General features: G+C 69.0%; 13 protein-coding genes and 1 other annotated feature. Of the genes, 5 read left to right on the top strand and 8 right to left on the bottom strand.

Features of this window, described 5'->3' with window-relative positions:
* A partial coding sequence (locus tag MKK75_RS16825) for a c-type cytochrome (protein WP_409567555.1) occupies positions 1–121 on the top strand: 121 nt, incomplete at its 5' end.
* A 51-nt stretch (positions 122–172) separates the two neighbouring features.
* Here MKK75_RS16825 and lepA read toward each other — a convergent pair.
* The 3 genes from lepA to MKK75_RS16810 form a co-directional block, all read right to left on the bottom strand.
* Positions 173–1975: a translation elongation factor 4 gene (gene lepA, locus MKK75_RS16820; RefSeq protein WP_244043684.1), complete on the bottom strand. Its 1803-nt coding sequence runs from the start codon at positions 1973–1975 to the stop codon at positions 173–175.
* A gap of 226 nt (positions 1976–2201) precedes the next feature.
* Positions 2202–2438 carry a hypothetical protein gene (locus MKK75_RS16815; RefSeq protein WP_409567577.1) on the bottom strand — a complete coding sequence of 79 codons (237 nt, stop codon included), beginning with the start codon at positions 2436–2438 and terminating at the stop codon, positions 2202–2204.
* Positions 2439–2476: 38 nt separating this feature from the next.
* Positions 2477–3262: a HugZ family protein gene (locus MKK75_RS16810; protein ID WP_244043683.1), complete on the bottom strand. Its 786-nt coding sequence runs from the start codon at positions 3260–3262 to the stop codon at positions 2477–2479.
* 289 nt (positions 3263–3551) lie between these two features.
* On the opposite strand from MKK75_RS16810, the gene MKK75_RS16805 reads away from it, so the two are divergent.
* The 4 genes from MKK75_RS16805 (at position 3552) to MKK75_RS16790 (ending at position 7101) form a co-directional block, all read left to right on the top strand.
* Positions 3552–4262 (top strand): response regulator transcription factor, encoded by a 711-nt coding sequence (locus MKK75_RS16805; protein WP_244043682.1) that lies wholly within the window; start codon positions 3552–3554, stop codon positions 4260–4262.
* Positions 4263–4279: 17 nt separating this feature from the next.
* Complete coding sequence (locus MKK75_RS16800; protein ID WP_244043681.1) at positions 4280–6085, top strand: sensor histidine kinase; 1806 nt, start codon at positions 4280–4282, stop codon at positions 6083–6085.
* Positions 6082–6525 carry an HPr kinase/phosphorylase gene (locus MKK75_RS16795; RefSeq protein WP_244043680.1) on the top strand — a complete coding sequence of 148 codons (444 nt, stop codon included), beginning with the start codon at positions 6082–6084 and terminating at the stop codon, positions 6523–6525. The genes MKK75_RS16800 and MKK75_RS16795 overlap by 4 nt, the downstream gene beginning before the upstream one ends.
* A gap of 174 nt (positions 6526–6699) precedes the next feature.
* Positions 6700–7101 carry a PTS sugar transporter subunit IIA gene (locus tag MKK75_RS16790; protein ID WP_091714599.1) on the top strand — a complete coding sequence of 134 codons (402 nt, stop codon included), beginning with the start codon at positions 6700–6702 and terminating at the stop codon, positions 7099–7101.
* A 7-nt stretch (positions 7102–7108) separates the two neighbouring features.
* Here the strand turns inward: MKK75_RS16790 and MKK75_RS16785 are convergent, their stop codons facing one another.
* From MKK75_RS16785 to MKK75_RS16765, 5 genes are all read right to left on the bottom strand, one after another.
* Entirely contained in the window at positions 7109–7996 is an 888-nt protein-coding gene (locus MKK75_RS16785; protein WP_244043679.1) for an EamA family transporter, read from the bottom strand.
* A gap of 13 nt (positions 7997–8009) precedes the next feature.
* Entirely contained in the window at positions 8010–8252 is a 243-nt protein-coding gene (locus tag MKK75_RS16780) for a hypothetical protein (protein WP_244043678.1), read from the bottom strand.
* Between the two features lie 88 nt (positions 8253–8340).
* Complete coding sequence (hslU, locus tag MKK75_RS16775; RefSeq protein WP_244043677.1) at positions 8341–9654, bottom strand: ATP-dependent protease ATPase subunit HslU; 1314 nt, start codon at positions 9652–9654, stop codon at positions 8341–8343.
* A 102-nt stretch (positions 9655–9756) separates the two neighbouring features.
* Positions 9757–11253: a SulP family inorganic anion transporter gene (locus tag MKK75_RS16770; protein ID WP_244043676.1), complete on the bottom strand. Its 1497-nt coding sequence runs from the start codon at positions 11251–11253 to the stop codon at positions 9757–9759.
* Positions 11254–11318: 65 nt separating this feature from the next.
* Positions 11319–11374: a sequence feature (sul1 is cis-regulatory element that is thought to sense ions involved in sulfur or methionine metabolism; They are found in Alphaproteobacteria), on the bottom strand.
* A 64-nt stretch (positions 11375–11438) separates the two neighbouring features.
* A complete protein-coding gene (locus MKK75_RS16765) occupies positions 11439–13109 on the bottom strand; it encodes a methyl-accepting chemotaxis protein (RefSeq protein WP_244043675.1) in 1671 nt (556 codons plus the stop codon).
* Positions 13110–13199 lie beyond the last annotated feature (90 nt).

Raw genomic sequence — 13199 nt, 5'->3', positions numbered from 1 at the left:
CGACGGCAAGCGGCAGAACGAGATCATGAACGTGGTCGCGAAGGAGCTGTCGGATTCCGATATTGCGAACCTGGCGGCGTATTACTCAGGCATCCAGGTCGACGTGCTGCCGCCGGGCTGACCCGCGCGTCTCCCTCCCCCGCAGAGGGGGGAGGGGGAGCCGCGACGCGGCTCAATCGTCCATCTTCAGCGCCGCGATGAACGCCTCCTGCGGGATCTCCACGCGCCCGAACTGGCGCATCTTCTTCTTGCCTTCCTTCTGCTTGTCCAACAGCTTGCGCTTGCGCGAGATGTCGCCGCCGTAGCACTTGGCGGTGACGTCCTTGGACAGGGCCTTGATCGTCTCGCGGGCGATGATCTTGCCGCCGATCGCCGCCTGGACCGGGATCTGGAACAGGTGGCGGGGGATCAGGTCCTTCAGCTTCTCGCACATGGCCCGGCCGCGGGATTCGGCGCGGGTACGGTGGACCAGCATCGAGAGCGCGTCCACCGGCTCGGCATTGACCAAGAGCGACATCTTCACGAGGTCGCCCTCGCGGTAGTCGGAGACGTGGTAGTCGAAGGAGGCGTAGCCCTTCGAGATCGATTTCAGCCGGTCGTAGAAGTCGAAGACGACCTCGTTCAGCGGCAGGTCGTAGACCACCATGGCGCGCTTGCCGACGTAGTTGAGGTCGATCTGGACGCCGCGGCGGTCCTGGCACAGCTTCAGCACGCCGCCGAGATACTCGTCGGGGGTGAGGATCGTGGCGCGGATCCAGGGCTCCTCGATCAGCTCGATCTTCATCACGTCCGGCATGTCGGCCGGGTTGTGCAGCTCCTTGACGGTGCCGTCGCGCATCTTCAGGCGATAGACCACCGAGGGCGCGGTCGAGATCAGGTCGAGGTTGAACTCGCGCTCCAGCCGCTCCTGGATGATCTCCAGGTGGAGCAGCCCCAGGAAGCCGCAGCGGAAGCCGAAGCCGAGCGCGGCCGAGCTTTCCATCTCGTAGGAGAACGAGGCGTCGTTGAGCCGGAGCCGGCCCATGGCTGAGCGCAGGTTCTCGAATTCGGCGGCGTCCACCGGGAACAGGCCGCAGAACACCACCGCCTGGACCTCCTTGAAGCCCGGCAGCATCGCGGTGGTCTGGCGCTTGTCCTCGGTGATGGTGTCGCCGACGCGGGTGTCGGCGACCTCCTTGATCGAGCCGGTGAAGAAGCCGACCTCGCCGGGGCCGAGCGCATCGATCTCGGCCATCTTCGGGCGGAACACGCCGATCCGGTCGACGCCGTGGACCGCGTCCGCGCCCATCATGCGGATGTTCATGCCCTTCTTGAGCACGCCGTCGACGATCCGCACCAGCACGACGACGCCGAGATAGGCGTCGTACCAGCTGTCCACGAGGAGCGCCTTGAGCGGCGCGTCGCGCTCGCCCTTGGGGGCCGGCAGGCGGGTGACGATCGCCTCCAGCACCGCCTCGATGTTCAGCCCGGTCTTGGCCGAGATCGCCACGGCCTGGGAGGCGTCGAGGCCGATCACCTCCTCGATCTGCTCCTTCACCCGCTCGGGCTCGGCGGCCGGCAGGTCGACCTTGTTGAGGACCGGCACGATCTCGTGATTGGCGTCGAGGGCCTGGTAGACGTTGGCGAGCGTCTGCGCCTCAACGCCCTGCGAGGCGTCGACCACCAGCAGCGAGCCCTCGCAGGCGGCGAGCGACCGGGAGACCTCGTAGGCGAAGTCGACGTGGCCGGGCGTGTCCATCAGGTTCAGGACGTAGTCCTTGCCGTCCTGCGCCTTGTATTCCAGACGCACGGTCTGCGCCTTGATGGTGATGCCGCGCTCCTTCTCGATATCCATCGAGTCGAGCATCTGCTCGCTCATGTCGCGCAGCGCGACGGTGCCGGTGGCCTGGATCAGCCGGTCCGCGAGCGTCGATTTGCCGTGGTCGATATGCGCGACGATCGAGAAGTTGCGGATGGTGTCGATCGGGGCTGTCATCGGCATTCCGTTCGGGCGCGCGCCGGCGCGCACCGTCTGACGTCTGGGCGGGTTCGGATGAAGCGGCGCCCGCGCGAGATAGCAGCGCGACGGGACAGCGCCAAGCGCAGCCGCGCCCCGCGTGCCATCCTGTCGCCCGGGGCGGAGGCGCACGAAAGACGGGGGCCGGATCGATCCGGCCCCCGCCTGGGCAGGTGCAAGTGTTGGCTCTGCCGCGCGGGCCGCCTCAGCGGCCGCGGTCGCGGATCAGGCGCTCGATCTCGGCCTCGCCGTGGGAGCGCGCCTTGGCCTCGGTCGGATGCTTCCGGTCCGAACGCTGGTGCAGCTTCCCGTGCTTGCGGATGCTCCACTGGAACAGGGAGCCACTCTCGCCGACCGGTTCCACGTCGAGGCTGAAGGGGTAGGTGTCTGTCTGCGTCTCGCTCATGGGGCCGATATGGGGCAGTCGGCGGCATTTCGCCATGCCTTTTCGCGAAGTCCTTGCGCGACGACCTTGTGCTCCTACCCCTGCGCACCGTTCGCGCGCGCCTGCGCGGCCATGGCGACAAGGCTCTTGCGCAGCGCACCCATGTCGGCGACGCGCTCCGGATAGACGACCCGGGCGGTACGGTCGACTGCCATCAGATCCATGCCCTCGGGGTCGAGGCCGGTGAGCCGCCAGGGCAGCCCGGCGTCGGCGCCGCCGCCGACCGCATAGAGCGCGAGCGCGTCGGCGTGGTCGGCGTTCATGTGCTCCACGGCCCCGCGCTCGCCGGCCACGATGGCCTCGGCGCCGGTGAGGTCGAGGAGCAGTTGCTCGCGGGTCAGCGTCGCGGCCTTGGCGAAGCCGCCGTTGAGGTGGCCCGCCTCGGGATCGAGGGCGAAGAAGCCGAAATCGGGGAAGTCAGCATAGAGCTTAGCCTTCGGATGGCGGGCGAGGAAGCGTTCCCGCGCCCGGACCTCGCCGGTCTGTGCTGCGCGCCCGACCACGGTCAGCCGGGGATGGGCGAGGGGATCCCCCTTGCCGGTCTGGGCGAACAGCAGCGAGCAGCGCGGGTTCGCAAGCAGATTGCGGGTATGGGCCGAGAGTCGCGACAGCAGCATCAGCGGCGTACCGTCGGCATCGGTGGCCATCGTCACCAGCGAGGCGAACGGCGTGCCGTCCGGATCCAGCGTTGCCAGCGCCCCGGAGCGGACGCCGCGCAGCAGGCTCCGGGCGAGGCCGATCGCGTCGAAGGGCGCCTCGTCGGCCGGCAGCGGCCGGGCGGGCCCCCGTGGTTCGGATACGTCTCCGCCGGTCTCGCCCATGCCGTTCCTCCCCCTGGCGAATTGCCGCCGCGCGCGCCGGCCACGTTAGCGGGGCTCGGGCCGGCGCGCGAGGGATTCGGGCCGCGTCAGATCGGCCGTTACGGCCAAGCTCTGACCGCCGCTCGCTTTTTCCGATCGGGCGTACTAAAGCACCTGTCCCTTTGCGCGCGCCGGGCTGCGCCGAAACCGCCCGGTTCGCGTTCTCGTCTGCCCCTCGGGGGCCGGGACGCGGCGCGGCCTGTGCGTAAAGCCGGGACCGCGCCCGAACCCGTTCAGTCAGGGACCGCGCATGCCGACCATCGCCCTCGTCGATGACGACCGGAACATCCTTACTTCGGTGTCGATCGCGCTCGAGACCGAAGGCTACCGCATCCAGACCTACACGGACGGTGCCTCCGCCCTCGACGGCCTGCGCCACTCCCCGCCGGATCTGGCGATCTTCGACATCAAGATGCCGCGCATGGACGGAATGGAGCTTCTCCGACGCCTGCGGCAGAAATCGGACCTTCCCGTGATCTTCCTGACGTCGAAGGACGAGGAGATCGACGAGCTGTTCGGCCTCAAGATGGGCGCGGACGACTTCATCCATAAGCCGTTCTCGCAGCGCCTCTTGGTGGAGCGCGTGAAGGCGGTGCTCCGCCGCTTCGCCAAGGAGGCGCCGGGCGCCACGCCGCGCGGGGCCGAGGAGGTCGCGGCCCGCTCGCTCGAGCGCGGCTTGCTGATGATGGATCCCGAGCGCCACACCTGCACATGGAAGGGCGAGCCGGTGACGCTGACAGTCACCGAGTTCCTGATCCTCCAGGCGCTCGCCCAGCGCCCCGGCGTCGTGAAGAGCCGCAACGCCCTGATGGACGCGGCCTACGACGATCAGGTCTACGTCGATGACCGGACCATCGACAGCCACATCAAGCGGCTGCGCAAGAAGTTCAAGGTGACCGATCAGAGCTTCGACATGATCGAGACGCTCTACGGCGTCGGTTACCGGTTCAAGGAGGCGTGATCTTCGGGATCCGCCGCGTGACCGCCCGCACACAGACCCAGACCGGGGCGGCAGAACCCAGCAGCTCCCTGGCCAAAGCGCTCGCCCGCCCGCTGACCTGGCCCCGCGCCCTGTGGGACGCGATCGGCCAGCGCGCCTCGTCGAGCCTGACGCGCCGCATCGTCGTGCTCAACCTCGTCGGGCTGATCGCGCTGCTGGTCGGGTTCCTGTACCTCAACCAGTTCCGTCAGGGCCTGATCCAGGCGCGGATCCAGAGCCTCGCCATCCAGGGCGAGATCATCGCGGGCGCGATCGCGGCCTCGGCCTCCGTCGATACCGACACGATTCGGATCGATCCCGACAAGCTGCTGCAGCAGCAGGCCGGCGAGGCCGCGGAGGAGGAATCGCAGCCGCTCGCCTTCTCGCTCAACCCCGAGAAGGTGGCGCCGCTCCTCTCGCGGCTCGTGACGCCCACCGGCAACCGAGCGCGGGTCTACGATCAGGAGGGCGGCCTGCTGTTCGACACCCGCACCCTGTTCAAGCGCGGCGATGCCGGCCGGCCGGACCCGCTGGGATTGCGGCCGCACAAGCCCGGAATGCTGGAATCGGCCTTCCAGACGGTCCAGACCAAGCTGAGCGGCCTGTTCCGCAGCCGCGCCGAGCCCGCCGAGGAGACCGGCCCGCAGAACGGCCATTCGCTGCGCGAGGTGCAGGCGGCACTCGGCGGCAACCGCGGCAGCCTCGTGCGCCGCAACAAGCTCGGCGAGACCACCGTCTCGGTCGCCGTGCCGATCCATCGGGCCGGCTCGGTCCGCGGCGCGCTGCTGATCTCGACCCAGGGCGACGCCATCGACCGGGTGATCGCCTCGGAGCGGTTCGGCCTGCTGCAGGTGTTCCTAGTCGCCTCGGCCGTGATGGTGGTTCTGTCGTTCCTGCTCGCCGGCGCCATCGCGGGCCCGGTGCGCCGCCTCGCCGAGGCCGCCGAGAAGGTGCGGATGGGCATCAAGACCCGCGAAGAGATCCCCGACTTCACCGAGCGCACCGACGAGATCGGCCACCTCTCTGGGGCACTGCGCGACATGACCCAGGCACTCTACCGCCGGATCGACGCCATCGAGAGCTTTGCGGCGGATGTCAGCCACGAGCTGAAGAACCCGCTGACCTCGCTGCGCAGCGCCGTCGAGACCCTGCCGCTCGCCAAGTCCGACGATTCGCGCGGCCGGCTGATGGCGATCATCCAGCACGACGTGAAGCGCCTCGACCGCCTGATCAGCGACATCGCCGATGCCTCGCGCCTCGATGCCGAGCTCGCCCGGGCCGAGGCCAGGCGGGTCGATCTGCGGCGCCTGCTCTCCACCGTCGTGTCGGTCGCCAACGAGCGGCGGCGGCCGAAGGACTGCCTGATCCAGCTCGACATCGAGGGGACCGCGTTCGACAGCGAAGCGCCGTTCACGATCATCGGCCACGACAGCCGGCTCGGGCAGGTGGTCAACAACCTGCTCGACAACGCTCGCTCGTTCTCGCCCAGCGACGCGAAGGTCCGCGTCGTGCTGCGCCGGGTGCGCGGCGAGGTCGAACTCGTCTGCGAAGACGAGGGGCCGGGTATCCCGGAGCATGCCCTGGAGCGCATCTTCGAGCGTTTCTACACCGACCGTCCCGAGCAGGGCTTCGGTCAGAACTCGGGGCTCGGCCTGTCGATCTCGCGTCAGATCGTGCAGGCCCATCGCGGTACCATCCGCGCCGAGAATCGCCCCGGCGCCCCCGACGAGGACGGCGAGCCCACCGTGCGCGGCGCGCGGTTCGTCGTGCGTTTGCCGGCTGCCCCGCGCCAGCTCCACGCGTGACCATCACCCTCCACGGCGCCTGCTGCACGCTCGGCGGCGGGGGCATCCTGATCCGCGGCGAGTCGGGCATGGGCAAGTCGAGTCTGGCGCTGTTGCTCGCCGCCTCGGACGACGGTGCCTTGGTGGCCGATGACCGGATCGTCTGCGTACTCTGCAACGGGCGCATCGTGATGCGCGCCCATCCCGCACTCGCCGGCCGCGTCGAGGTGCGGGGGCAGGGCATCCTTTCCGTGGCCGACCTCGGCCTCGCGTCCGACGACGAGGCGGAATTGGATCTCGTCGTCGATCTCGTCGCCGCGTCGCCGCGGCTCCCGGCGCCGCCAGAGCCGGCGGACATTCTGGGCATACCGGTCCCGCGACTCATCCTCGACCGGGGCGTTCGCGCCGCCGGCCTGGCGCCGCTTCTCATTCGTGCGGCACTGCGAAAGCCGCGGCCGTGACTTCGCAGCCGCACAGCGACTCGAATCGCGCACCGGTGGTGCCGCCCCATGGCGTATGCGGGTGAGCCGTGCCATGATCGCAGCAATGTCCGGGCAAAAAAGTCGCGTTCGCCTTGTGGGGGGCTGTGCGATGCACAACATGGCGGCATTCACAGGACGTTGGAACACGTGTCGATGATTGGCATGGTGCTCGTCACTCACGGACTCCTGGCGACCGAGTTCAAGGCCGCTCTGGAGCACGTGGTTGGCCCGCAGGATCAGATCGAGACGATCACGATCGGGCCGGAAGACGATATGGAATTGCGGCGGCGGGACATCATGTCCGCGGTCTGTCGCGTGAATACCGGGGAGGGCGTGGTCGTGCTGACCGACATGTTCGGTGGCACGCCCTCCAACCTCGCGTTGTCCTGCATGAACGGCGGCTCAGTCGAGGTTGTGGCGGGCATCAACCTGCCGATGCTGATCAAGCTGGCCAGCGTCCGCGACGAGGAGAACCTCGGCGACGCCGTGCTGCACGCCCAGGAGGCGGGCCGCAAGTACATCAACGTCGCCTCCCGCGTGCTGGCGGGCAAGTAGAGCCCTTTCAGGTCTCCAGAATTGCCGCCTCGGGCGCGGGACGCCGCGAACCCGCCGTGATCCCCACCGAAGCCGCGATCACGAGGCCGATCGCCAGCCACTGGACGGGGCTGATTCGCTCCCCCAGCAGCGTCAGCCCGGCGCAGGCCGCGACCGCTGGCTCCAGACTCATCAGCACGCCGAAACTTTTCCGGTCGAGGCGCCGCAGGGCGACCATCTCGAGGGAATAGGGCAGGGCGCTCGACATCACCGCTACAGCGAGACCGGAGATCAGGATTCCGGGCGCAAGCAGCCCCGATCCGCCCTCGGCCACGCCGAAGGGCGCGACCGCGAGGGCGGCGGTCAGCATCCCCAGGGACACCGCTTGGCCGCCATCGATACGCCCGGCGCGCTGGCCGAACAGGATGTAGAGCGCCCAGGCCGCCGCCGCGCCGAGGTCCAGGGCGACGCCGACCGGGTCGAGCCCGTCCGTCGTGGTGATCGGCAGGAGCAGCATCAGACCCAGTACCGCGAGGCCGATCCACAGGAAATCCGAGGCGCGCCGCGACGCGATGAGCGCGACCGCCAGCGGGCCGGTGAACTCGATGGCCACCGCGGGCCCGAGCGGGAGGCGTGCCAGGGCGAGGTAGAACAGGAGGTTCATCACCCCGAGCGCCGCGCCGTAGAGCGCGATCCAGCCCGCCTCAGCCCGCGGAAGGCTCCGCCGCCAGGGCCGCCAGACCGCGATGAGGATCAGCGCCGAGAAGCCGACCCGCAGGCACGCGGTGCCGGCCGCGCCGACCGCCGGAAACAGGCTCTTGGCGAAGGTCGCACCGCACTGGAGCGAGACCATGCCGGCTACGAGGGCGCCGATCGACAGGACCGTATCGCCGACGCCGAACCTGTTGCGTAACACGAGGCATTGCCCTTCAGAATCGCGATTCGACGAAACGATAGCTGGTGCTGCGTCCGCCGGCCTCCCCACGCGCGAGCAACCCTCGCGTGACGAGATCGTCGATATCGCGCAAGGCTGTATCGTGCGAACACTTCGCGATCTGCGCCCATTCCGACGGGGTCAGCTTCCCCTGGGAGCCGTCGAGGCGACGCGCGAGCACCATCCTTTGTCGCGGATTGACGGGATCGGCGCCGGGTGATCGCCAGATCTCCTCCATGCATGGCGTCAATCGACGCACAGCACGCGTCGATTCCACGATCTTATCGCCGCATAGCTTCAGGGTTGCGCAAAGTAGCGCGGCGCGCTCACAGGATGAACCGGCTCAGATCGGCGTTGGCGGCCAGATCCGCGACGCGGGCGCGCACATAGGCGGCATCGATCGGCACGGTCTCACCGGAGCGGTCGGTGGCGGTGAAGGAGATCTCGTCGATCACCCGCTCCAGCACCGTCTGGAGACGGCGGGCACCGATATTCTCGACGGACGAATTCACCTCGACGGCGACCTTCGCCAGGGCGTCCACCGCATCGTCCGTGAAGGTGAGGGTCACGCCCTCGGTCTCCATCAAGGCGACGGTCTGCTTGATCAGGCTCGCCTCCGTCGAGGTGAGAATCTGGCGGAAATCGTCCACCGTCAGCGGCTGCAGCTCCACGCGGATCGGAAGGCGGCCCTGCAACTCCGGCAGGAGATCGGCCGGCTTCGAGACGTGGAAGGCGCCAGAAGCGATGAACAGGATGTGGTCGGTCTTCACCGGCCCGTGCTTGGTGGCGACCGTGGTGCCTTCGATCAGCGGCAGCAGGTCGCGCTGTACGCCCTCGCGGGAGACATCACCGGAGGAACGGCCCTCACGGGCGCAGATCTTGTCGATCTCGTCCAGGAACACGATGCCGTTGTTCTCGACTTCGCGGATCGCCTCGCGGGTGAGCGCTTCATCGTCGACCAGCTTGTCGGATTCCTCCGCCATCAGCGGCGCGTAGGCGTCCCGCACGACGATCCGGCGCGGCTTGCCGCGCTGGCCGCCGAGCGCCTTGCCCAGCATGTCGCCGATGTTGATCGCCCCCATCGACGCCCCCGGCATGCCGGGGATGTCGAACATCGGCAGGCCCGCGGGCGCGCTCGATGCGAGCTCCAGCTCGACCTCCTTGTCGTCCAGTTCGCTGTTGCGGAGCTTTCGGCGGAAGCTGTCGCGTGTCGCCGAACTCGCTGTCGGCCCGACCAGCGCGTCGAGGATCCGGTTCTCCGCCGCCGCCTCGGCCTTGGCCTTCACGCCCTCGCGCTTGGTCTGCCGGGTCAGGCCGATCGCCACCTCCACGAGGTCGCGCACGATCTGCTCGACGTCGCGGCCGACATAGCCGACCTCGGTGAACTTGGTGGCCTCGATCTTCAGGAACGGCGCGTTGGCGAGCCGGGCGAGGCGCCGGGCGATCTCGGTCTTGCCGCAGCCCGTGGGCCCGATCATCAGAATGTTCTTGGGCGCCACCTCCTCGCGGAGTGGCCCGGTGAGCTGCTGGCGCCGCCAGCGGTTGCGCAGCGCGATCGCGACGGCGCGCTTGGCGTCGTGCTGCCCGACGATGAAGCGATCGAGTTCGGACACGATCTCGCGCGGAGAGAACGTCGTCACCGCTGGTCCATCCTTATTTCCGGCCGCGTCCCGTGGCCCAACGCCGGGAATGGGGTCCCGCGCGCGCCCGCGCAAGGGGCTGCATGGGGACGTATGGCCGCCTCAGTGTCCCGAGAGCGACGGCGCGCCGCCGGGCTTGTCGTGCGTCCCGAACCGCTCGACCAGCGTCGCGCTGGCCGCGTTCAGGCCCACGACCTCGACGATGCGCCCCCGCGCCCGGGCCTTGAGCACCACACGGTCGAGGGCCGCCACCGCCGAGATGTCCCAGAAATGCGCCGCCGTGACGTCGATGACGAGGCGCTCGACGGGCTCCAGCAGATCGATCGCTTCCCAGAAGGTGCCGGCGGAGGCGAAGAACACCTGTCCGGTGACGCGGTATGTTCGGGTGCGCCGATCCGGCGACAGCTCGGAGGATACCGCGCTGAGCCGCGCGACCTTCCCGGCGAAGAAGACGCCCGACAGGAGCACGCCGACCAAGACGCCGATGGCGAGGTCCTTGGTGGCTACGACCACGAGAACCGTCGCCAGCATCACCGCCGAGGAGGGCAGGGGGTTGGTGCGCAACCGGGCGAGCGAGCGCCAGGAGAAGGTGTTGAGCGAGACCATGATCATCACGGCGGTCAGCGCCGCCACCGGCACGACAGCCAGGAGATCCTGCAATGCGACGAGCAGCAGGAGCAAGAAGGCTCCCGCCACCAGCGTCGACAGCCGGCCGCGCGCGCCCGAGGAGACGTTGATCACCGACTGGCCGATCATCGCGCAGCCACCCATGCCGCCGAACACGGCGGACGCCATGTTGGCGACGCCCTGGCCCATGCATTCCCGGTTCTTGTCGCTGCCGGTATCGGTCATGTCGTCGACGATCTGCGCCGTGAGCAGGCTCTCCAGCAATCCCACGGCGGCAAGCGTCGCCGCGTAGGGCAGGATGATGCGCAGGGTCTCCAGGGTAAGCGGTACGTCCGGCAGCGCGAAGCGCGGCAGGGACGACGGCAGGGCGCCGAGATGCGCGACCGTTCGGACGTCGAGATAGAAGACGGCCGTGACCGCCGTGAGCACCGCGATCGCCACCAGGGGCGACGGCACGGCCCGGGTGATCCGCGGAAAGCCGTAGATGATCGCGAGTCCCAGGGCGATCAGCCCGTAGGTCGCCGGCGTGACGCCGGTGAGTTCCGGGAGCTGGGCCAAGAAGATCAGGATCGCCAGCGCGTTGACGAAGCCGGTCATCACCGATTGCGAGACGAACCGCATTAGCCGGCCGAGCCGGAGAAGGCCGGCCAGGATCTGGAACAGGCCCATCAGGATGGTGGCGGCGAACAGATACTGGACGCCGTGCTCGCGCACGAGGTCGACCATCACCACCGCGGTGGCTGCCGTGGCGGCCGAGATCATCGCGGGGCGCCCGCCGGCGAACGCGATGGTGCAGGCGATGACCACCGAAGCGTAGAGGCCGACCTTGGGATCGACCCCGGCGATTACCGAGAAGCCGATCGCCTCCGGGATGAGGGCGAGGGCGACGACGATGCCCGAGAGGGTATCGCCGCGGAGATTGGAGAACCACCGGCCGTGAAGGCCAGTGGTTCCGGACAGGTTGCGCTGCATGAGGTGAACAATCCGCACGAGGCGCGCGTCCGCATCGGAAGCGGACGATCAGGGCGACTCGGATGCGTGGTCCGGCGGATCGGCGGCCGGAAGAGCCACCCGGGCTTTCACCGGGTCCTTGCGAATGCCGTGTTCCTACGGCGCCCCGCGCTGCAACGCAATATCGACCCCGGCCGTGGCCGGGCTCAAGCGGCCCGGACCTGCGTCACGAAGCCGGCGACCTCGCCGCCGAGCCCGTTCGAGCGCCGGGCGATGTCGGCGGCGGCCTCCAGCACCTGTGCGGCGCTGATCCCGGTCTCATGCGCGGCGCCGAGCACCAGCGTCATCGTCTCGGTGACCGACCGCGTGCCGTTCGCCGCCTCGGCGATGCTGCGGGCGATCTCCTGCGTGGCGACCTGCTGCTCCTCGACCGCGGCGGCGACGCCGAGGGCGATCCCGTGGACCTGCTCGATCGTGCCGCCGATCTCCTCGATCGCCATCACCGCCTCGTGGGTCGCGGTGCGCATGGCGGCGATCTGGCCGGCGATTTCTTCGGTGGCCTTGGCGGTCTGGGTGGCGAGATCCTTCACCTCGGTGGCCACCACCGCGAAGCCCCGGCCGGCCTCGCCCGCGCGGGCGGCCTCGATCGTGGCGTTCAGCGCCAGCAGATTGGTCTGCCCGGCGATGGTCGAGATCAGCGACACGACCTGCCCGATCCCGTCAGCGCTACGGGCCAGGGCCTGGACGCTGGTGCGTGTCCGCCGGGTCGCCTCGACGGCGCTCTCGGCCGCGGTCGACGTCTGGCTGACCTGCATGCCGATCTCCCCCGCCGTGGCGGCGAGTTCCTCGGTGGCCGCCGCCACGGCCTGGACGTTGTGCGAGGTTGTTTCGGCGGCGCGCGTCACGATCTGCGACTGGGCTCCGGTCCGCTCGGCATTGCCGGCCATCGTGGCGGCGGCCCGCTCCATCCCGGCGGCCGCGCCGGCAAGGTGACCGACGAGGCCGCCGATGCTGCCCTCGAACCGGTCGGCGAGGCCGGTCATCTCGACGCGCTTGCGCGTCACTGAATCGGCGTCCAGTCGCTGATGCTCCCGGCGCAGCCCCTCGGCCTTCAGCAGCGTCTCGTTGAGGATCTGGGTGCTCGCCCAGATCGCGCCGATCTCGTCACGGTGCGGCCTCACAGCCGGGAGCGCGTGATCGCCCCGCGACAGGCGCTCGATCGCCTCCGCGACCGCCCGCAGCGGCCGTACGATGTGGCGCTGTCCGACGAGCAGGCCCAGGGCGCAGCAGACCAGCGTTCCGATCAGAGCGAGGCCCAGGAGGAGCAGCGTCCGCGCCTGGAAGAGCGCCTGGGTGTCGCCCTTGATCGCCGTCATCTCGGCGCGGCCCTGGCGCACCAGCGCATCGATGCTCGCCTGGAAGGCGCGGCGGTTGCTCTGGTTGGCCTCGTTGAAGCCAAGATCTGCGGCGGCGCGGGGGCTGACGGTCTCACCGGCCTCGGCGAGGGCGGTCCGCAGGGTGCGGAACGCTTCGAAATTGCGGTTCATCGTGTCGAACAGCGAACGCTCGGACTCGCTCAGCCGCGGCGCCCAGTCGCTCCGCAGGGCCTCCATTCCGGCCAGGCCCTTCCGGATGCCGGTGGCGTATTTGGCGGCCTCGACGCGGTCGGCGGAGGCGTAGACCCCCCGGGAATCCATCGTGACCTCGGCGGCGAGGCGGTTGAAGTTCGCCGCGTCGAGCGCGCGGACGGACGCACTTTCGACGTTCGTCAGGGCGGTCTCGAAGCTCTGCAGCGTCACCACGCTCACACCCGCGACCACCAGAGTCGTCAAGCTACAGGCGCCGACGAAACCCAGAAGCTTTCCGCCGATATTCATTGTGCCCCAACCCTGATGGTCCGTTTGGATGCAAAATATCGCCGATTATTCAAGAGGTCGTTAACCGCTCGGAGCGGGTGAATTGAGACA

The sequence above is a fragment of the Methylobacterium sp. J-030 genome, from assembly GCF_022829545.1.
Classification (GTDB): Bacteria; Pseudomonadota; Alphaproteobacteria; order Rhizobiales; family Beijerinckiaceae; genus Methylobacterium.
The sequence above is the reverse complement of the archived record's forward strand: the minus strand, read 5'-3'. Positions and strand labels throughout refer to the sequence as shown.

Coding starts and splice junctions, on each gene's coding strand:
- lepA (WP_244043684.1), bottom strand. CDS start 1,975: ATGACAGCCCCGATCGACACCATCCGCAACTTCTCGATCGTCGCGCAT.
- MKK75_RS16815 (WP_409567577.1), bottom strand. CDS start 2,438: ATGGCGAAATGCCGCCGACTGCCCCATATCGGCCCCATGAGCGAGACG.
- MKK75_RS16810 (WP_244043683.1), bottom strand. CDS start 3,262: ATGGGCGAGACCGGCGGAGACGTATCCGAACCACGGGGGCCCGCCCGG.
- MKK75_RS16805 (WP_244043682.1), top strand. CDS start 3,552: ATGCCGACCATCGCCCTCGTCGATGACGACCGGAACATCCTTACTTCG.
- MKK75_RS16790 (WP_091714599.1), top strand. CDS start 6,700: ATGATTGGCATGGTGCTCGTCACTCACGGACTCCTGGCGACCGAGTTC.
- MKK75_RS16780 (WP_244043678.1), bottom strand. CDS start 8,252: ATGGAGGAGATCTGGCGATCACCCGGCGCCGATCCCGTCAATCCGCGA.
- MKK75_RS16770 (WP_244043676.1), bottom strand. CDS start 11,253: ATGCAGCGCAACCTGTCCGGAACCACTGGCCTTCACGGCCGGTGGTTC.
- MKK75_RS16765 (WP_244043675.1), bottom strand. CDS start 13,109: ATGAATATCGGCGGAAAGCTTCTGGGTTTCGTCGGCGCCTGTAGCTTG.